General features: G+C 70.6%; 17 protein-coding genes and 1 riboswitch. Of the genes, 5 read left to right on the forward strand and 12 right to left on the reverse strand.

Annotated features, from left to right (window positions below):
• Positions 1-19 precede the first annotated feature (19 nt).
• Positions 20-298 carry an Lrp/AsnC family transcriptional regulator gene (locus ACYVAQ_RS09530; protein WP_460788660.1) on the reverse strand — a complete coding sequence of 93 codons (279 nt, stop codon included), beginning with the start codon at positions 296-298 and terminating at the stop codon, positions 20-22.
• Positions 295-2022 (reverse strand): DEDD exonuclease domain-containing protein, encoded by a 1728-nt coding sequence (locus ACYVAQ_RS09535; protein ID WP_460788662.1) that lies wholly within the window; start codon positions 2020-2022, stop codon positions 295-297. The genes ACYVAQ_RS09530 and ACYVAQ_RS09535 overlap by 4 nt, the downstream gene beginning before the upstream one ends.
• Positions 2023-2086: 64 nt before the next feature.
• Between ACYVAQ_RS09535 and ACYVAQ_RS09540 the strand changes: the two genes are divergently transcribed.
• From ACYVAQ_RS09540 to ACYVAQ_RS09560, 5 genes are all read left to right on the forward strand, one after another.
• Positions 2087-2965, forward strand: a complete 879-nt coding sequence (locus ACYVAQ_RS09540) for a glycosyltransferase family 87 protein (protein ID WP_460788709.1) — start codon at positions 2087-2089, stop codon at positions 2963-2965.
• A gap of 28 nt (positions 2966-2993) precedes the next feature.
• Positions 2994-3200, forward strand: a complete 207-nt coding sequence (locus ACYVAQ_RS09545) for a hypothetical protein (RefSeq protein ID WP_460788664.1) — start codon at positions 2994-2996, stop codon at positions 3198-3200.
• A 167-nt stretch (positions 3201-3367) separates the two neighbouring features.
• Positions 3368-3522, forward strand: a riboswitch (cyclic di-AMP (ydaO/yuaA leader).
• A 26-nt stretch (positions 3523-3548) separates the two neighbouring features.
• Positions 3549-4538, forward strand: a complete 990-nt coding sequence (locus tag ACYVAQ_RS09550) for a C40 family peptidase (protein WP_460788666.1) — start codon at positions 3549-3551, stop codon at positions 4536-4538.
• On the forward strand, positions 4519-5760 hold the full coding sequence (locus ACYVAQ_RS09555; protein ID WP_460788669.1) for a hypothetical protein: 1242 nt from the start codon (positions 4519-4521) through the stop codon (positions 5758-5760). The genes ACYVAQ_RS09550 and ACYVAQ_RS09555 overlap by 20 nt, the downstream gene beginning before the upstream one ends.
• Positions 5761-5766: 6 nt before the next feature.
• Complete coding sequence (locus ACYVAQ_RS09560) at positions 5767-7026, forward strand: M48 family metallopeptidase (protein ID WP_460788671.1); 1260 nt, start codon at positions 5767-5769, stop codon at positions 7024-7026.
• A 13-nt stretch (positions 7027-7039) separates the two neighbouring features.
• Here ACYVAQ_RS09560 and ACYVAQ_RS09565 read toward each other — a convergent pair whose 3' ends face one another.
• From ACYVAQ_RS09565 to ACYVAQ_RS09610, 10 genes are all read right to left on the reverse strand, one after another.
• Positions 7040-7171 carry a Flp family type IVb pilin gene (locus ACYVAQ_RS09565; protein ID WP_460788673.1) on the reverse strand — a complete coding sequence of 44 codons (132 nt, stop codon included), beginning with the start codon at positions 7169-7171 and terminating at the stop codon, positions 7040-7042.
• Between the two features lie 100 nt (positions 7172-7271).
• Positions 7272-7451 (reverse strand): Flp family type IVb pilin, encoded by a 180-nt coding sequence (locus tag ACYVAQ_RS09570; RefSeq protein ID WP_460788675.1) that lies wholly within the window; start codon positions 7449-7451, stop codon positions 7272-7274.
• 160 nt (positions 7452-7611) lie between these two features.
• Positions 7612-8265: a response regulator gene (locus tag ACYVAQ_RS09575; protein ID WP_460788677.1), complete on the reverse strand. Its 654-nt coding sequence runs from the start codon at positions 8263-8265 to the stop codon at positions 7612-7614.
• Between the two features lie 34 nt (positions 8266-8299).
• Positions 8300-9826 carry a sensor histidine kinase gene (locus ACYVAQ_RS09580; RefSeq protein ID WP_460788679.1) on the reverse strand — a complete coding sequence of 509 codons (1527 nt, stop codon included), beginning with the start codon at positions 9824-9826 and terminating at the stop codon, positions 8300-8302.
• Positions 9827-9829: 3 nt separating this feature from the next.
• Entirely contained in the window at positions 9830-10756 is a 927-nt protein-coding gene (locus ACYVAQ_RS09585) for a type II secretion system F family protein (RefSeq protein WP_460788682.1), read from the reverse strand.
• Positions 10756-12669 carry a type II secretion system F family protein gene (locus ACYVAQ_RS09590; protein ID WP_460788684.1) on the reverse strand — a complete coding sequence of 638 codons (1914 nt, stop codon included), beginning with the start codon at positions 12667-12669 and terminating at the stop codon, positions 10756-10758. Before ACYVAQ_RS09590 ends, ACYVAQ_RS09585 begins: the two co-directional genes overlap by 1 nt.
• A complete protein-coding gene (locus tag ACYVAQ_RS09595) occupies positions 12669-14147 on the reverse strand; it encodes a CpaF family protein (RefSeq protein WP_460788686.1) in 1479 nt (492 codons plus the stop codon). The genes ACYVAQ_RS09590 and ACYVAQ_RS09595 overlap by 1 nt, the downstream gene beginning before the upstream one ends.
• A 2-nt stretch (positions 14148-14149) precedes the next feature.
• Positions 14150-15343 carry an AAA family ATPase gene (locus tag ACYVAQ_RS09600; protein WP_460788688.1) on the reverse strand — a complete coding sequence of 398 codons (1194 nt, stop codon included), beginning with the start codon at positions 15341-15343 and terminating at the stop codon, positions 14150-14152.
• A gap of 3 nt (positions 15344-15346) precedes the next feature.
• Positions 15347-16075, reverse strand: a complete 729-nt coding sequence (gene cpaB, locus ACYVAQ_RS09605; protein WP_460788690.1) for a Flp pilus assembly protein CpaB — start codon at positions 16073-16075, stop codon at positions 15347-15349.
• 246 nt (positions 16076-16321) lie between these two features.
• Positions 16322-18112 (reverse strand): AMP-dependent synthetase/ligase, encoded by a 1791-nt coding sequence (locus ACYVAQ_RS09610; RefSeq protein WP_460788692.1) that lies wholly within the window; start codon positions 18110-18112, stop codon positions 16322-16324.
• Positions 18113-18222: the final 110 nt, after the last annotated feature.

Consider the following 18222-nt stretch of genomic DNA (forward strand, 5'->3'; position numbering starts at 1 on the left):
CCCGCGCTGAGGGGGCGGCTCAGTCGACGCCGATGGCAAAGGCCGACTCGAGGTCGTGGCGCGAGTACGCGCGGTACGCGATGTGGGTCTCGGTGTCGACGACCCCGGGCACCTTGTTGAGCTGGTCCGAGACCACGTCGGCGATGTCCTCGTGGCGGCGGACCCGGACCAGCGCGATGAGGTCGATCTGGCCGGTCACCGAGTAGACCTCGCTCACGCCGTCGAGGGCGGCGATGGCCTCGGCGACCTCGGGGATCCGGGCGGTCTCGGCCTGCACGAAGACGATGGCGGTGATCATGCGCCAACTCTAGGACCGGCCGGTGCCAGGTTGAACCGTTCGACATGCCGGCCCGCACCGGCCAACGGGCAGGTCCACTCGCCGTCGACCTCGACCAGCCGGACGCCCGGCATTTCCAACCACCGCAGGATCCGCTCGGACTCCTCGGCGGAGGCGGCCGGGATCGGGCCGGCCGCGGGGAGCACGGTGTCGGCAGAGGCACGCAGGCCCTCGACGTACGCCGGTGCGTTGGCCAGCGGCGGGATCACTCCCGCGGCGGCGAGGCGTCCGTAGCGGACCACGTGCACCGCCCAGCGTCCCTGCTCGTCGCGGCGCGTCGCGATGACCTCCGGGCAGCGGGTCAACGAGGTCAGCCGCTGGGTGCGCGCCGCAGCCCGGACGAACGAGGCGAGCCGGTCCCGGTGGACCTTGGCCTCCTCGAACCGCTCCTCGTCGGCCAGGGCCGCCATCTTGGCGTTGATGAGCTCGACCACGTCGTCGGGCGCCTCGAGGACGGCATCGCGCAGCTGGCGGACCACGGCGGCGTACGTCATCAGGTCGACGCTGCCGTCGCACGGCGCCAGGCAACGCGCCATCTCGGCGAGCACGCACGCCGACCGGTTCGGCTCGCGCGCGAACCGGTCGGTGCACTGGCGGATCGGGAAGACCTCGTGCAGGGCGACCAGGCAGCTCTCCGCTGAGGCGCGCGAGGAGAACGGGCCGAGGTAGTCGGCGTCGTCGTCGAGCACCTGCTTGACGATCGAGAGCCGCGGCCAGACCTCGCGGGTGAGCTTGAGGAAGCTGACCTTCTCGGGGAAGCGCGAGCGTCGGTTGTAGCTCGGCTTGTGCTCGGCGATCAGCCGCAGCTCGCGGACCTCGGCCTCGAGGGGAGTGGCGCACTCGATGCCCTGGACGGACGCGGCGAGGCCGACCATCTCACCCATCCGCGAGCGGGTCTCGGAGGCGGTGAAGTAGGTGCGCACCCGCTTGCGCAGGTCCTTGGAAGTGCCGACGTAGAGCACCCGCCCGCGCTCGTCGCGGAAGAGGTAGACGCCTGGGGCGTGGGGCAGGTGGTCGGCAAGGTGGCGCTTGCGGCGCTGGGCGGCGACGACCTTGGAGGAGTAGCCCTGCAGCTCCTCGAGGGTGTGCACACCGAGCGATCCGAGCCGTTCCATGCAGCCGTGCAGGACGTCGACCGTCGCGCGGGCGTCGGCCAGCGCGCGGTGGTTGGGGGTCGTGCCGGCCCGGAAGACGCGGGCGAGCGAGGAGAGCTTGTGGTCGGGCGTCTCGTCGCGCGGGACGACGTGGCGAGCCAGCTTGACGGTGTCGAGCACCTCGAAGTCGGGCCAGACCAGGCCCTGCTCGGCGCTGAAGTGCTTGAGGAAACCGACGTCGAAGCGTGCGTTGTGCGCGACCAGCACCGCCCCACGGGCGAACTCGAGGAACGCCGGGAGCGCGGAGGTGATGGGTGGCGCGTCGGCGACCATCCGGTTGGTGATGCCGGTCAGGACGGCGATGAACGCCGGGATCGCGGTGTGCGGGTTGACCAGCGTCTGGAACTCGCCGAGCACCTCGCCGCCCCGCACGAGCACGGCTCCGATCTCGGTGATCCGGTCGCCGTCGGCGTACGAGCCCCCGGTGGTCTCGAGGTCGACTACGCAGAAGGTGACCCCGTGCAGCGGGCGGCCCATCTGGTCGAAGCTGAGCTGCTCGCCGACGCGCAGGACATCAGCGGCGGCGGTCATGGTTCGACGGTACGGGGGATCACCGACAGTAATCCGGAGGCACGGCTAGCGTGTGGGCGTGACGATGACGGGCGAGGACTGGCGGCGTCTTGCGCGCACCGCAGGGTTCATGACGCTGTGGGTCCTCGCCGCCATCTTCGCGCAGACGGCGGTGCGCACCTTCGTCGACCGAGGCTGGATGGGCGCGGACGCACACGCCTACTGGCTGGCCGGGCGGTCGACCGTGCCGTACCAGCTCGCCGCTCCGGGCCACATGGACGCGTTCGAGTACTCCCCGGTCTTCCTCCAGGTCGTCCGTCCGTTCACGCACCTGCCCTTCACCGTCTTCGCGGTCGGCTGGTCGCTCGTCGAGCTCGTGATCTTCTGGTGGATGACGAACGGTCTTGCCTGGCGGTGGAGGGTTCCCGTCCTGCTGGTGTGCGTTCCCGAGCTGGCGCTCGGGAACATCAACGCCTTCCTCGGGCTGGTCATCGTGTTCGGCTTCTCCCGACCGGAGCTCTGGGCATTCCCCGCACTCACCAAGATCACCCCGACGTGTGTCGGTGTCGTCTGGTTCCTGGTGCGCGGTGAGTGGGGGGCGGTCGTCCGCATCGCAGCAGCGACCGTGGTGCTCGTAGGCATCTCCTACCTGTTCGACCCCGGGCTGTGGTCGGACTGGTTCCACTACCTGACGTCGCACTCGACCGACACCCTGCCGCGCGGAGGCTGGCACCTCGCGAACCAGCGTCTGGACGTCGGGATCCGACTCGCCGTGGCGTGTGTTGCCACTGCACTGCTCGCGCGGCGTGACCTCCGGTGGCCTCTTCCCCTGGCGTTGATCGTCGCCGTGCCCGTCTTCGGGTATGCGGCGGGTCAGATCCTCGCGATGGTCCCGCCCATGATCCGGCTGGCCCTTCACGACCGTCGCGTCGCAGAACGGGCCGTGACGGTCGCCGCGGATTAGTGTCGGCACCTCCTGTCACTCTCGTCCCATGACGACCAGGATCGATTGCGACACCTGCGTGGTGCGGGGTCTGGCGTGCCACGACTGCGTGGTCACCGTGCTGCTCGGACCACCTCCGGAGCTCACCTTCGACGACGACGAGATGCGGGCGCTGGACGTGCTCGCCGACGGGGGACTGGTGCCTCCGCTGCGGCTCGTCACCCCGATGTCCGCCCCCGTCGTCGAGTCCGCCTGATCGGTGGGACGAGGGTGGCCGGAGGGACCGGTGGGGATCGTGTGATGTGGACCTCACGGAGTTCTCCCCAACACGCCCGCCGAGTTTTTGCGGGCCCGCTGGCCCGCGACTACCCTCGTCATCCAGGTGTCCGTGGAAGTGGGCCAAAGAGGTCCGCGCGGGCACCGCGCTGAGTCTGGACCGCGTGCGGTCCGGAGCCGGGGAACCACCAACTCTGGGGTGAATCCTGCACAAGGCGCGACGACGCGATCGGGCGGGTCGGAGCGAGGAGTGCGGGTAGGGCGAGTCGTGCCCGAATCCGTCAGCTCACCCGGTAGGCGTACGACACCAGAGGGGACCCGCCAGCTCATGCTGAACGGCCGCAACCGCTTCACCGCCAGCCTTGCCGCCCTGGCTCTGACCGGCACCGTCGGTATCGCCCTGTCCGGCTCGCAGAGCCCGGCCAGCGCCGACCAGAACATCTCCAAGGTCCGCGACCGCGTCAACACGTTGATGCACCAGGCCGAGCAGGCCGCCGAGGACTACAACAACGCGCGGATCCAGCTCAAGAACCTCAAGGGTGAGCTGACGTCGCTGAAGGTCGCCGAGACGCGTCAGGGCGCGAAGCTCCAGGGCGTCCGCGCCGACGTCCGCGACGCGGTGATCTCTCAGTACCAGAGCGAGACCCTCGGTGGCGCCGGTGGCCTCCTGGAGTCGAACCCCGACCAGTTCCTCGGCGAGGTCTCCACGCTGTCCACGGTCAACGACCTGCAGGACAACCGCCTCGCCGACTACGGCGCGCAGGCGACCGCCTTCGAGATCCGCCGGGCCCAGACCCAGCAGCGCATCGACAAGATCGCGTCGCTCAAGGCCGAGCTGGCCAAGGACAAGAAGAACGCCGACAGCCAGTACGCCGCCGCCAAGTCGATCCTCGACGGCCTCGAGGCGAAGGCCCGCGAGGCGATCCTGTCGCGTGGCGCGGCCGTCCGCCCGGGCGACATCCAGGCCAGCGGCCGCGCTGCCGCGGCCGTGCACTACGCCATGGCGCAGGTCGGCAAGGCCTACGTGTGGGGCGCCGCCGGCCCGAGCGCCTTCGACTGCTCCGGCCTGACCATGATGGCGTGGGCGCAGGCCGGCGTGAGCCTGCCGCACTCGTCCTCGGCGCAGTACTCGATGGGTCCGCACATCGCGGAGAGCGACCTCCAGCCCGGCGACCTCGTCTTCTACTACAGCCCGATCAGCCACGTCGGGATGTACATCGGCAACGGCCTGATCGTGAACGCGGAGAACCCCAGCGTCGGTGTGAAGGTGACCAGCCTGCACGCCATGCCGTACGTCGGTGCCGTCCGCCCTGGATGAGCCGCTGTCCTCACGAGTGAGCGCTGCCGTCGTCCTGACGGCAGCGCTCCTCGCGCTTTCCGCCCTGCTCACGGCGTGTGGTGGGAACGGCACCTACGTCGTGCCGACCCCGACCGCGGTCGCGACGATCGACCCCGGTCGGGCCACGACCACGCTGCAGGAGCTGCAGGCCGTTCTCCGCCGGGGTGACACCGTCGCCGCCCGGCGCTTCGGGGCCGACCCGGCCGCCGCCGACCTGTTGGCCGCGGTCGCGGGCAACGTGCGCCGCATCGGCCTGGACAGCGTCGTCCTCACCTACCTCACCGAGAACGGCGGCGGGTCGTTCCAGGGCGCCTGGGGAGCCACGGTGCAGGTGTCGTGGCGGGTCAAGGGCTTCGACCACGGCATCGCCCAGCGTGACCTCGCCTTCTCGTTCGCCGACGGCGGCCGGACGATCAGCAGGATCGGGGGCGGCAGCGAGGCCACCCCGCTGTGGCTGAGCGGACCGGTCACGGTGCGTCGCTCGGCCGACGTCCTCGTCATCGCCACCGCGCCGGCCAAGGAGGCCGATGCTCTGCTGGCCGAGGCCGAGACCGGCATCGCCCGCGACCGCCGGGTCCTCGGCGGTCGACGCTCGGTGGTGATCGAGGCGCCGGCCACCGTGGCGGGCATGGAGCGCGCCCTGGGCGTCCAGCCGCCGACGTACGACGGGATCGCCGGAATCACCGCGCCGGTCGACGGCAACCGGCTGCCCGGCGCTCCGGTCCACGTGTTCATCAACCCCGTCGTGTATCGATCGATGGATCATGTGGCCGCGCAGGTGGTGATCACCCACGAAACCGTGCACGCCGTCACCGACGCGCCGTTGGCCGCCGGTGTGCCGTTGTGGCTGATCGAGGGGTTCGCGGACTACGTCGCCCTGAGCGACGTCTCGCTCCCGCTGTCGACGACGGCCGGTGGCATCGCGCAACGGGTACGTCGCCACGGTGCGCCTCACCAGCTGCCGGCGGACTCCGACTTCGGTGGTGACAACAACCTCGACCCCACGTACGAGGCGGCCTGGTTGGCCTGCGTCACCATCGCCGACCACGCCGGGCAGCGCGCGCTGGTCCGGTTCTACCGTGACGCCCTCGCGGGCACGCCGGTGGCGACCGCCCTGCCCCGCGACACCGGTCTCACGGTGGCCTCGCTGACGTCTGCCTGGAGGTCGAAGCTGACCGCTGTGGCGGCCGTGGCACGCTAGTCACTCGTGGGAAGCAAGCGGACCCGGGAGGCCGGTGGGACGACCCGGGTCGCGCTGGCGACCGCGATGGTCGGCGGAGCGTTGTTCGTCCTCCTCGCCGGGTGGCTGGTGCCCTGGCACCCGGTGCCGGGAGGTACGCCGCCGCCGGTTCCCGCGGGCTCGGTCTTCAGCGCCGCCCAGATCGACCGGACCGAGAGCTTCTCGCTGTGGGCGCGGGTCTGGAGCTGGTCGGGTCTGGCGATCTCGCTCGGCGTCGCCGTCTGGCTCGGGTTCAGCCACCGCGCACGGGCGTGGGCCGAGCGCTGGCGTGGGCCGTGGTGGGTGCAGGTGGCGGGCCTGGTCGCCGTGGTCACGGCGCTCGGTCAGCTGGCCGCGCTGCCGTCCGCGATCGGGCTGCAGCGGCTGTACCTCGCGCACGGCCTGGCGACCGACTCCTGGAGCTCGTGGGCGACCGACCTGCTCAAGTCGGCCGGGGTCACGATCGTCACGACCTCGTTCGGCGTGCTGTTCGTGCTGGGCTGTGCGCGGCGCTGGTCGCGGACCTGGCCGGCGATCGCCGGGGGAGGGCTCGCGGCGCTGGTCGTGCTCGGCTCCTTCGTGTACCCGGTCCTCGTCGAGCCGATGTTCAACCAGTTCCACCCGCTGCCCGACGGCGCCCTGCGCACGGCGATCCTGCGCCTGGCCGATGAGGAGGGCGTGCACGTCGACGACGTGCTGGTGTCGGACGCGTCGCGCCGGACGACCGAGCTCAACGCCTACGTCTCCGGGTTCGGCTCGACCCGTCGGGTGGTGCTGTACGACACCGTCGTGCACTCGCTGCCGCGCGACCAGGTCCTGTCGATCGTGGCGCACGAGCTCGGCCACGCCAAGCACGACGACGTCGCGACCGGCACGGCTCTCGGCGCGGCCGGGGCGCTGTTCGCGGTGGGGCTGCTCGGCTCGCTGGCGCTCGCCCTGGAGCGGCGGGGGTGGGCCCCGGTGGGGTCGCCCGCCGGCGTACCGACGGTGCTGGCGATGGTGGCCGTCGGCACCTTCCTGGCACTCCCGGTCCAGAACGCCGTGAGCAGGAAGATCGAGACCCGCGCGGACGTGACCGCGCTCGAGGTGACGCGGGCGCCGGAGCCGTTCGTCACGATGCAGCGGGAGCTGGCGCTGCGCTCCCTGTCCGACCCCACGCCACCGGCATTGTCCCAGTGGTGGTTCGGCTCGCACCCGACGGTGCTGGAGCGGGTGGCGATCGCCCGGCAGATGACCCGCGGAGGCTGAACGCCTCGTCGGATCAGGGCCAGGCCAGGACGAACAGGTCAGCGACCTTCGGCCCGAGGACGAGGACCACCGAGATGATCACTCCCGCGATCAAGGACGCCAGCAGCCCGTACTCGACGGAACTGGCACCCCGCGTGTTCGGCATGGCCGGACCCTCCACCTTCGGAAACGAATCACGGCCGCAGACCTCGTCGAGGTCCGCGGCCGTGATCGCGTGTGACTGCCTGATCACCTCAGGCCGTCGGTCAGAGCTGGTCGACGACGGTCTGGAACGCGTCGGACAGCTTGCCGCCGAGGACCACGACGACGCTGATGATGACGGCGGCGATGAGGGCGACCAGCAGGCCGTACTCGACGGCCGACGCGCCACGCTCCTCCATCTTGGCGAAGCGGGCGTTGAGCAGGATCTGCAGGTACTGGACCATCGGGGTTCTCCTAGATAGAGGTGGTGCGAGTTCGTGTCCCCGGGGAGATGCTTCCCCGATGCCGAGAACTCTGCCTGAGCCGCGGTCCTGTCACTATCGGGAGTTCGGCCGCACTGTCGTAGTCCCAACGGACTACAGACCCGAGGCCGAATTCCTGGCCCTACCGCGCGGCCGGCGCGACCGTGGAGAGCAGCCCGATCCGCATCGCTGTGACCAGCGCCTGGGCGCGGTTGACCGCCCCGAGCTTCTGGTAGATCCGGGCGATGTGGGACTTCGTCGTGGACTCCGAGAGGTACAGCTTGGCGCCGATCTGGGCGGCGTTCAGGCCGTCGGCGAGGAGCAGCAGCACGTCGTGCTCGCGCTCGGTCAGCGCGGTCGACTCGCCGGATGCGCGCCGCATCATCGCGCCCACCAGGCCGGCGCACACGAAGGCCTTGGGGGACACCGAGGCGTGCCGCGCGGCCTTGATCACCTCGGTCGAGGGCGCGTCCTTGCCGACGAAACCGGACGCCCCCGCCTGCATCGCGGCGAAGATCTGCTCGTCACCGGAGTGCATCGTGAGGACCACCAGCCCGATCTGGTCGCTCTTCTTGCGCAGCGTCCGGACGATGTCCAGGCCGGTGCCGTCCTGGAGCTGCAGGTCGGTGACGACCACGTCGGGCCGCAGTCGGTCGAAGGCGGCGAGGCCCTCCGCCACGGTCGCGGCGGTGCCGACGACGTCCATGTCCGGCTCCAGGTCGATGACCGCGCCGAGGCCGTTGCGGATCAGCTCGTGGTCGTCGATCAGGAGGACCTTGATGTTCGTGTCGCTCATGGGAGTCTCCTTCTCGAGGGGTGGGGGTGACGCGTCAGTGGTCGGCGTAGATCGGTGAGCGCAACGCGACCGAGACGGTGAGCCCTCTGCTGGCATTGTCGCGCACGGTCAGGTCGGCGCCTATCAGCTTCGCCCGTTCCCTCATGATCTTCAGTCCATGCGAGTCGTCGCGTCCCTGTTGCAGACCGGTGCCGTCGTCGGTGACGGTGATCCGTGCCTGCGGTGGGTAGACGTGGCAGAGGACGTCGATCGAGTTCGCCCGAGCGTGCTTGACGGCGTTGTTCATCGCCTCCTGGGCGATCCGGAAGAGCTCGGCCTCGACCTCGGGCCGGAGCCGCGCCGGCTGCTCGTCCAGCCGCACCCGGATCGGGATGCCGGAGGCCTCGGACAGGTGCCGGGCGATCGCGCTGATGGCGGCGCCCAGGCTCTCGCTCTCGCCGATGCTGGTGCGCAGGTTCATCACCGACCGGCGTACCTCGGCGACGACCTTGGTCACCCGGTCGCGGAGCATCTGGAGCTGCTGGGCCTGCGTCTCGTCGGTGGCGCGACCTGCGATGGCGTCGATCAGGTAGCCGAGCGAGGCGATGTCCTGCGCGACGCCGTCGTGCATCTCGCGGGCGAGGCGTTGCCGCTCGTCGGCCGTGGCCGCATCGCGGAAGTGGGCGAACAGCAGCGCGGTGTCGAGGCGTACGGCGCTCGGGGTGAGCTCCTCGGCGAGCGCTGCCAGGTCGAGCTCGGCCAGAGTCTCGGGGTCGGCGCTGCTCTGGCCGGCCACCACGGCGTAGTCGCCGGCGAGGAAGGCGAACCCCGCGCCGTCGACGACCGGTGCGTCCCTGGCCCAGGCCTGCACGGCCAGCTGCTCGCAGGCCACCGCGGCGTCGGGGTCGTCGATCGTGGAGGCGATGGGGGTGAGGCTCTCCCCGCGGGGGACGAAGGCGTAGAGCACCTTGCACGGGTGGTGGTCACCCACCGTTCCGAGCAGCTCCCCGCCGAGGGCCGTGACGTCGAGGCCGGAGCTCAGGTTGCTGGACAGGTCGATCAGCTGCCGGATCAGGTGCTGGGCGTCCCGGTAGGGGCGCAGCGCGTCGGCGTTCATCCGATCCGCAGCGAACGTGACGCCGGCGACGAGGCTCAGCCCGATGCCGGCCATCGACCAGGTGAAGATCGAGACGCCGAGGTCCGACGAGATCGTCTGCCACCACATCAGCCCGATGCTGACCGTGGCAACGGCCTGGATCGCCGCTACCCGGTACATCGTCCGGGTGCCGACCGTCAGCGTGGCGTAGAGCGGAGGCACCACCAGGGCGGCCAGGGTGGCGGAGGAGTAGTGCATGCCGAGCGCGCAGAGGATGCCGACCGCGCCCGCCTCGACCGAGGGGGAGAGGGACAGCTCGAGGTCACGGCGGATCGCGGTGATGGTCTGGTAGGCCCACAGCACCCCGATCGCGCACATGACGAGCACCGCGTGGGTGTCGCGGAACCACAGCGCCGGGCCGGCGATCGCCAGCAGGGCGAACAACCGTGCGGCAGCGAGGACCCCGTAGGCCTGGTTGGTGGGCATCGCTCAGTGCTGGGAGAACTCGCGCACCATGTTGACGGCGGCCGGCCCCATGATCACGACGAACAGGCAGGGCAGCACGCACAGCACGAGTGGGACCATGATCTTGACCGGCACCTGCTGGGCCTTGGCCTCGGCATACTGACGTCGCTTCGTGCGCATCTCCTGAGTCTGCACCCTGAGCACCTGCGCGATCGAGATGCCGAACGAGTCGGCTTGCACCATCGAGCCGACGAAGGACTTCAGGTCGTCGACGTTGGTGCGGTCGCCGAGCGCCTTGAGCGCGTCGGCGCGCCCCATGCCGAGCTGCATCTCGCGCAGGACCCGGGAGAACTCCTCGGCCAGAGCACCCGTGGTGTTGCGCGCCACCTGCTGGAGCGCGGCATCGAAGCCGAGGCCCGCCTCGACGCTGATGGTGAGCAGGTCGACGGCGTCGGCCAGGGTGCGCCGGATCTCCTCGGAACGGTCGTACGCGCGCTGGTAGAGGTACAGGTCGGGTCCGAAGAACCCGAGAACGGCACCGCCGATCCCCACGAGGACGACGAGCCCGACCCCGAATCCGAGCAGGACACCCCATGCCATGCCCACCAGGGGCACCACGACGGCGGCGAAGACCTTGAGCGAGATGACCCGGTCGACCGACCAGTCGCGCGGGTTGCCCGCGAGGTCGAGCTTGTGGCGCAGCCGCTCCGCCTGGTCGGCTCCGGTGAGCCGACGCCCGATCTTCAGGCTGCGCTCCTGGAACGGGGCCAGGACCCGGTCTGCGAAGGGGAGCTCGGCCTCGGCGACCAGCTGGTCGGCGCCGGCGCTGCCCATCTGCTCGAGCGCCTGCAGCGAGCGGGCGAGACCGACGGGCTGCTCGTGCTTGGCGAGCGCGACGCCGAGGACCGCGATGGCTCCGATGAAGAGGACGAGCGCGAGGAACAGTGCCATCAGATCTCCACCTTCACCAGTCGGCTCATCCAGAAGATGCCGATGCCGAGCCAGACCACGGCGCCGATCAGCAGGATCCACCCGAGGAACGTCGTGAACATCGGCTGCATGTAGCTGCCGTTGGTGAGCAGGACGAACCCGCCCACTCCCGGCGGCAGGATGCTCAGGATCGCGGCCGACAGCTTGCCCTCCGCGGCCAGGGCGTTCACCTGGCGTCGCAGGTAAGCGCGCTCCCGCATCGTGCCGGCCACCGTCGTCAGCAGCTCGGCAAGGTTGCCGCCGACCTGCCGCTGGATCCGGATCGCCATGACGACCCAGGCGAAGTCCCTGCTGTCGAACCGCTGCGCCACGCCTTCGAAGGCGTCCTCGATCGAGACGCCGATCCGCGACTCGACGAGCACTCGCTTGAACTCACCGGCGATCGGGTCAGGTCCTTCGCGGGTGACCGTGTCGACGGCCTGCGGCAGCGAGAGACCGGCGGACAGGGCGCCGGACAGCAGCTGCAGCACCTCGGGGAGCGAGTCGTCGAACGCTCGACGTCGCCGTTTGGCGCGCCAGCTCAGGTAGATCGGGGGAGCGATGGCCCCCAGCGCCGCGAAGAGCAGCGCGATCCAGATGTTGCCGACACTGACCAGGGCACCGACCAACGTCGCACCGATCACCACACCGACGTGCAGCAGCAGCCACTCGGAGGGCTTGAAGCCGCTGCCCGCGGCGGAGAGGCGCTGGCCCAGGCGGTGGTCCAGGTTCTGGTTGCGTTCGAGGATGCTGGCCGCGGCCGCCTTGGCCTGGTCCAGCACGGGCTCGCTGGCCGGCTTCTGGGAGACGACCGCGGGACCGCTCGTGCGGGCGGTGTACTCGGTCAGCCGGTCGGCGATCGTCATGGGCGCCGGTTTGCCCGGCACCAGCAGGACCGCACCACCCACCACGCCGAGCGCGAGCACGCCGATGCCGACGTACAGCAGCCAGGTCGGGGTGTTCCAGCCCGTTGAGGAGTCCGGGTTCGCGAGCGTCGCGGGGGCCGGGGCGCTGGCGACCTCGATGGGTGCGAGCGCGCTGGCGACGAGCTGCCCCTGGTTGCTGGGCAGGGTCACCCGGACGGTGGCCTGCGAGCGCGTGAAGTCGGCGGGCACCGGCGCGGTCACGAGGATCTGGCTCGCGAGGACGTCGGCCTCGCGACGGAACGCGTTGGACAGCGCGGCACCCGTGGACTGGATGAGCACGCCGTCGCCGGCCGCGGCGATGTTGCGCAGCGCCGTCAGGTCGCTGCCCTGCTGCCCGAGCGAGACCGCGTCGAGCAGCGTGTTCGTCGACCGGACGGTGTCCGCGACCTCGGAGAGGGTGGCGGACGAGCCGGTGTCGGCGCCGTCGGAGAGGAGCAGGACCGAGCGCTGGCCGCTCGTGCCGGCCGTCTGGACGGCGGTCCTGAGTCCGTCGTACAGCAGGGTGCCGCGGCTCAGCCGGAGACCGTTGACCACGAACCGCGCCTGGTCGCGGTCGGTCGTGGGGGAGAGGGCGACGCTGACGTGGCTGTCGAAGGTGACCACGCCGACCTTGACGTCCGCGGGGACGGTCTGCAGGTAGGTGAGGGCCGCCTGCTTGGCCGCCGTGAAGCGTCCCTGGGAGGCCATCGAGTCGCTGGTGTCCATCGCCAGGACCGCCGTGCGCTCCACGGTGGAGCCGGTCCGGGCCGAGGTCGCGGTGGCGTCGAGGGCGGCACCGTCGAGCGTCGCCGTGACGCCGTCGAGGTTGACCGTCGCCCCGGGCGGTACGTCGACGAGCACCTGCAGGGTGCCGCCGGAGGTCTGGACATGGGCGATCGTGGCCTGGCCGGCGGCGTACGACGGTGCGCCGAGCAGCACGCTGAGGACGATCCCGAGCGCGCCGGCGAGAACGACTGCGGCGCGCCGCATCAGAACCGGTCCAACCGGAAGAGCGCCGGGTCGACGGCGACGTTCGCGTTGGCCAACTTGTCCAGGAACTTCGGCCGCAGCCCGGTCGAGCGGAGCCGACCGAGCACCCGTCCGTTCTCGTCGAAGCCGGCGCTGTGGTCGAAGACGAAGATGTCCTGGAGGGTGATCACGTCGCCCTCCATCCGCTCCACCTCGGTGATGTGGGTGATCCGCCGCGACCCGTCCTTGAACCGGGTCTGGTGCACGATCAGGTCGATCGCGGAGGCCACCTGCTCCCGGATCGCCTTGATGGGCAGCTCCATGCCGGCCATCATCACCATCGTCTCGATGCGGGCCAGGGTGTCGCGGGGGCCGTTGGAGTGGACGGTCGTGATCGAGCCGTCGTGACCGGTGTTCATCGCCTGCAGCATGTCCAGCGCGGAGGCGTCGCGGACCTCGCCGACGACGATGCGGTCGGGACGCATGCGCAGGCTGTTCTTCACCAGGTCGCGGATGCTCACGGCGCCCTTGCCCTCGATGTTCGCCGGGCGCGACTCCAGCCGGACCACGTGGTCCTGCTTGAGCTGGAGCTCGGCCGCGTCCTCGATGGTGACGATGCGCTCGTCGCCGGGGATGAACGACGACAGCACGTTGAGGGTGGTCGTCTTCCCCGCGCCGGTGCCACCGGACACGATGACGTTGAGCCGCCCGCGCACGCAGGCCGACAGGAAGTCGGAGGTCACCGGCGACAGCGACCCGAAGTTGATCAGGTCCTGCACCGTCAGCGGGTCGGCAGAGAACTTCCGGATCGTCAGCGCCGAGCCGTCGATGGCCAGCGGCGGCACGATCGCGTTGACACGGCTGCCGTCGGGCAGGCGGGCGTCGACCATCGGGCTCGACTCGTCGACACGGCGTCCGATCCGCGACACGATCTTGTCGATGGTGCGGCGCAGGTGGGCCTCGTCGGCGAAGTGGGCCTCCGCCTTCACCAGGCGCCCGCTGCGCTCCAGCCACACGCTGTCGTGCCCGTTGACCATGACCTCGGAGACCTCGGGATCGCGCAGGAACGGGTCGATCGGGCCGTAGCCGAGGATGTCGTCGCTGATCTCGCTGGTCACCCGGGCGCGGTCGGCGTTGCTCAGCGGCCGGTCCTGCGAGCCGAGCACCTCGGACAGGATCGTGCGGACCTTCTGGTCGAGGTCGGCCTGGTCCATGTCCGCGTCGTACAGGTGCGGGCCGAGCTGCTTGAGCAGCTCGGAGTGGACGCTCGCCTTGAGGTCCTCGATGCGGTCGGCCTCGTGGCTGGCCATCGCGCGGCGCTGCGCGGAGCGGTTGTCCGCCCCGGCCGCGGCCGCCCGTGCGGCGAGCGGGCCCGCGGCTGCCGGTGCGGGGGCCTCGGCGACCGGGGTCTCGTCGACCTCCTCGGCCGGGGCTTCGGCGGCGTGCTTGCCGGCTGCCTCGCGACGGGCCGCCTCCAGGCGTTCGGACAGGCTCGACATGGTCAGCTCCTCCCGCGGCGGAACAGGCCGCGTGACCGGTTCGGGTCGTGGTGCGGGTCGGTCGGAGCGCCGTACGCCGCCGGCAGGCTGATCGGCTCGCCGGTGACGGTCGACGCGAGCTCGGCGTACGCGACGCTGGCCGCGTGGCCGGGCTTCTCGGCGATGATCGGGTTGCCGGCGTTGGTCGACGCCGCGATCTCGACGGCGGTGGCGACCTGCGCGGCGACGGGCATGCCCAGGATCGCCTCGACCTTCTCGATGCTGATGCCGACCGCGTCGTCCGCGCGGTTGAGCAGCAGGTGCCGGTGACCGCGGGCGATGTTGAGCATGTCCATGGTCTCCAGGGCGACCTTGACGTTCTTCAGCGTCGGGACGTCGAGGGTGGCGATGATGACGCACTCGTCGGTCTCGTCGAGCGCGGTCAGCGTCGCGTCGTCGAAGGACGGCGAGGTGTCGACCACGATGTAGTCGAAGCCGTCGCGCAGCGCGCGGAGGATGCGGGAGATGAGCAGCGGCGTCACCCGTTCCCGTACGTCGGGGTGGGCGGGCGCCGCGAGGATGCTCAGTGAGCTCTCGTGGCGGGTCAGCAGTCCTTCGAGCATCGCGAGGTCGACGGAGTCCTCCGAGCCGACGGCTTGCTCGATGGAGTGCGTCGGGAAGATCTGCATGGTGATCGCGACGTCGCCGAACGCGAGGTCGAGGTCGACCAGGCAGACCTTGCGCGCCCCCTTGTCGGAGAGCGCGAGCGCCAGGTTCACCGAGGACGTCGTCTTGCCGACGCCGCCCTTGGGGGAGAAGACGGTCACGATGCGGCCCATCTGCCGGGCGCCACCGGGGCCGCGGAGGGCGGCGTACAGCTGGTGGGCGCGCTCGACGGCCTTGGTGAGGCCCTTCTCGTCGGTCGAGGTGACGACGTCGCGGATGCCGGCCTGCATCGCGCTGGTGAGCACCTCGGTGTCGAGGTGGTCGCGCACCAGCACCACGCTGATGGTCGGCCGCTTGATGCGCAGCTCCTCGGCGACCCCGAGCACGTGCTCGAGCGGGAGCGACGGGCCGAGCGCCACGACGTACTCATCGGAGTGCTGGTCCAGCCAGGCGAACATCCGGTCCAGGCCGGCGACGCCGTGCGCGCCGGCCGGCATGCCCGGCTGCAGCCGGGCGAGGTTGCCCTGGTCGGGCTCGACGAGGATGGGCATCGCTCAGCCCTTTCCGAAGATGGTGCCGGGGCCGACGCCGCTGCCCTGCGTCACCTTGCTGTCGCTGCTCAGCAGACCCAGCGACAGCGAGCCGATGGTCTGGCCGAGGCGGACGCGTTCCGCGTCCTTCTGCGACACGGCGAGGGTGACCAGGAACTTCTGGTCCGTGGTGGCGGTCCCGCTCGTGTCGTTGGTGTTGTCCGACGGCACGAAGGTCGACTGGCCGAACGCCAGCACCTGGACCCGGGGGAGGAGGACCTTGCTCGAGACGCCGTCCTGGGTGAGGAACACGGTGACGTTGGAGCCCGGGCTCACGAAGGTGCCGACGCGGGCGTCGTCCTCCACCGAGATCGAGATGGCGATCTTGCCCGCCGGGATCGGCAGGGTCGCAGCCGACTGGACCTGGTCGGCCCCGCCGAACTTCTGCGGCACCAGCTGCTCGCCGGGGTAGATCGTCGTGAGGACCAGCTTCCCCTGGAAGGCCTGCGCGTCGTTGGTCGCGCCGGCGAGCACCTGGCCCTGGGCGACGTCCGCCGACGTGATCTTGCCGGCCTGGAACGCCTCGTCGAAGCTCTCGCCCGGCTGCAGCGTCTGCGACGCGGTGATGATCTTGACGGCCTGGTACTTCGCGGCGGCGCGGTTGTCGGCGCCCTTGGTGTAGACGAACACCAGCAAGACGCCGAGCACTGCGATCACTGCGGCGACGACCAGCAGCAGCCTGCGACGGTCCATGAAGAGCCCTCCGCTCCCGTTGTCGGACCGACGACCCTCCCGAAAGGAGGCCGGTCTCGATGAAGATCTCCCGATGCGCGTCCCGGCCTGGTGGCCATCGGACGCATCGGCGAGGTTATCGGGACCAAGGGCCCAATGGGTGACGTCGATCGCATTTCTGGCCGTTCGCGATCCACGAATAGCCCGAAAGGACTACCGGTCGGAAACCGACCTCCGTCGAGGGTTCTGGAGCCCGTCGGGAGCGGCTCAGGAGTACAGCGCGGCGATCTCGTCGCGACACTCGCGCATGACCACGTTGCGCTTGAGCTTGAGGCTCGGCGTGACCTGTCCGGCCTCCTCGGTCCAGTCCTCCGGGAGTACGACGAACTTCCGGATCGACTCCGCCTTCGACACCGCCAGGTTGGCGTCGTCGACGGCCGACTGGATCTCGGCCAGCAGCTCCGGGTTGTCGACGAGGTCGGCCGGTACGGCGGTGGTGCCGTGGGCCGCGGCCCAGGCGGGGAGCGCCTCCGTGTCGAGGGTGATCAGGGCCGCGATGAACGGCTGGCCGTCGCCCACCACGAGGCACTGGCTCACCAGGGGGTGCGCGCGCACCCGGTCCTCGAGCACGGCCGGCGCGACGTTCTTGCCACCCGCCGTCACCAGGATCTCCTTCTTGCGGCCGGTGATCCGCACGAAGCCCTCGTCGTCGACCTCGCCGACGTCGCCGGTGTGGAACCAGCCCCCGTCGGCGAGCGCCTCCGCCGACGCCTCGGGGTTGTTCCAGTAGCCCCGGAACACCTGCCCGCCGCGGAAGAGCAGCTCGCCGTCGTCGCTGACCCGCACGGTCGTGCCCGCCAGCGGTCGACCGACGGTTCCGACCTTCTGCGCATCCGGCAGGTTCACCGTCAGCGCGCCCGTCGTCTCGGTCAGCCCGTAGCCCTCGAGCACGCTGACCCCGATGCCCCGGTAGAAGTGGCCGAGCCGCTCGCCCAACGGCGCGCCACCGGAGATCGCGAACTCGCAGCTGCCGCCGAGGGCCTGCTGCAGCTTGCCGTAGACCAGCCGGGTGAACAGGGCGTGCTCGGTGCGGATCCGCAGCGGCACCCGGCCGCCGTCCAGTGCGCGCGAGTAGGCGATCGCGACCTCGGCGGCGCGGTCGAACACCCGGCCGCGACCGTCGGCGGCGGCGCGCTGCGACGCCGTGTTGAACACCTTCTCGAAGATGCGGGGGACGGCCAGGATGAAGGTCGGCTGGTAGCTGGCGAGCTGCGGCAGCAGGTTCTTGATGTCGGAGGTGTGCGCCATCGTCGTACGCGACTTCACGCAGCCGACCTGGATGATCCGGGCGAACACGTGCGCCAGCGGCAGGAAGAGCAGGGTGCGTGCGTTCTCGCCGTCGAAGAGCTGCTCCAGCTCGTCGACCGCCACGCCCAGCTCGGACATGAAGTTGCCGTGCGTGACCATGCAGCCCTTGGGACGCCCGGTGGTACCGGAGGTGTAGATCAGGGTGGCGACGTCGCCCGGACCCGCAGTCGTACGACGCTCCTCGACGACCGCGTCCTCGACGTCGGCTCCGAGGCTGGTGAGGACGTCGACCGCGTTGTCCTCGAACGCCCACAGGTGGTGCAGCTCCTCCAACCGCGACCGCACGCCGCTCACCCGGGTGACGTGGGCGGCGTCCTCGACGATCGCCGCGCGGGCGCCGGAGTCGCCGAGGATCCACTCGACCTGCTCGGCCGAGGAGGACTCGTAGATCGGCACCGTGATGGCGCCCGCGAACCAGACGGCGTAGTCCACGAGCGTCCACTCGTAGCGGGTGCGCGACAGCAGCGCGACCCTGTCGCCGGGCTCGATCCCCGCAGCCACGAGGCCTTTCGCGACCGCGCGGACCTCGTCGAGGAAGGCGGTCGAGGTCACGTCGTCCCAGGAGCCGTCCGCCGCGAGTCGTCGGAAGGCGACCGCCTCGGGCGCCTCGGCCGCGTTGCGGACCACGTCGTCGGTCAGGTTCCCCGTGATGGGGATCGTCACGGTCTGCGGGGTGGAGTACTCGCGCACGCCCTGCACGCTACTAGCCTCGATCTTTCGTGTGGCCGGCTGAGGATGGTTTCGGTGTAGGGCGGTTCGTTCGGTAGCAGTAGCGCGCGTGTGATCGCCGGCGCTGGGGC

The organism is Nocardioides maradonensis, from assembly GCF_054777115.1.